Here is a 1,122-nt window from a genome sequence, read left to right as displayed (position 1 = left end):
CTGGTCGAGCGCTGCTTCAACAAGCTCAAAAACGCCCGGCGCGTCGCCACCCGCTACGACAAGACCGCCGAGAGCTTCCTTGGCTTCATCGACATCACATCTATCCGCCTATGGCTCCGCCATTTGTCAACATGACCTAGTTTCATGATGCATTGATTTCGCGCGAACAGCATGCTTCACGGCTTTGAAAACGGAGCGGTGACATGAGCGATCTTTTCTGGCTGATCGACGCGCAGATGGAGCATTTGAAGCCGTTCTTTCCGAAGAGCCATGGCAGCCTCGGGTGAATGATCGGGGGGTTCTGAGCGGGATAATCTTCATCAATCGCAATGGCTTGAGATGGTGCGATGCCTCGCGTGAGTATGGGCCGCCGAAGATGCTCTACAACCGTTGGAAACGGTGGGGTGATATGGGGGTTTCGCAAGGATGATGGAGGAACTGGCCTCCGAGGGCGCCGAGCAGAAGACCACCATGATAGACGCAACCTACCTGAAGGCGCCTCGCATGGCTTCGAGCCTGCGGGTGAAAAGGGGGCCAGATGACCAGTGCGGACGCCTGATCGGCCGCACGAAGGGCGGGTTGAACACCGAACTGCACGCCGTCACGGACGCCAAGGGACAGCCCTTGAAGTTCTTCATGACCGCAGGCCAGGTCAGTGACTACACCGGAGCCGCCGCCCTGTTGGGCAGTCTGCCCGCTGCCGAATTGATGATTGCAGATCGGGGTTTTGACGCCGACTGGTTCCGGGAAGCCTTGAAAGACGAGGGTATACGCCGCTGCATCCCCGGCCGGAAGTCGCGCGGAAAAGCCGTCCGCTACGATAAGCGGCGCTACCGGCGCCGCAACCGGATCGAGATCATGTTCGGGCGGCTGAAAGACTGGCGCATGGTCGCACCCGTTATGACAGGTGCGCTAAGACCCTCCTGTCCGCTGTCGCCCTCGTCGCTACCGTCATGTTCTGGCTTTGACCGTCAAGGAATTGGACCCTATGTGTTCAGTCCCGGCATTTGGTGGATCGGGTTCAAGATGAATCTGTCCGGCTCTGAAGTCCAGATCTTGCAGATGTACTCGTAAGGTGTGAGCCCGTTGAGGGTCTTGAGCCGTCGCGCGAAGTTGTATGCT

1 protein-coding gene and 2 pseudogenes are annotated in these 1,122 nt (G+C 58.6%); 2 read left to right on the top strand and 1 reads right to left on the bottom strand.

Features of this window, described 5'->3' with window-relative positions; genetic code table 11:
* Together AB9K34_RS07155 and AB9K34_RS07150 are read left to right on the top strand one after the other, a co-directional pair.
* On the top strand, positions 1-135 hold a 135-nt coding region (locus tag AB9K34_RS07155), incomplete at its 5' end, for a transposase (protein ID WP_287883799.1).
* 68 nt (positions 136-203) lie between these two features.
* Positions 204-968 (top strand): annotated as a pseudogene (locus AB9K34_RS07150) (IS5 family transposase).
* Positions 969-986: 18 nt separating this feature from the next.
* Here AB9K34_RS07150 and AB9K34_RS07145 read toward each other — a convergent pair.
* Positions 987-1,122: pseudogene (locus AB9K34_RS07145) on the bottom strand (IS481 family transposase); the annotation flags it as partial.

It is taken from the genome of Sedimentitalea sp. XS_ASV28, from assembly GCF_041224545.1.
Taxonomy (GTDB): Bacteria; Pseudomonadota; Alphaproteobacteria; order Rhodobacterales; family Rhodobacteraceae; genus Sedimentitalea.
The sequence above is the reverse complement of the archived record's forward strand: the minus strand, read 5'-3'. Positions and strand labels throughout refer to the sequence as shown.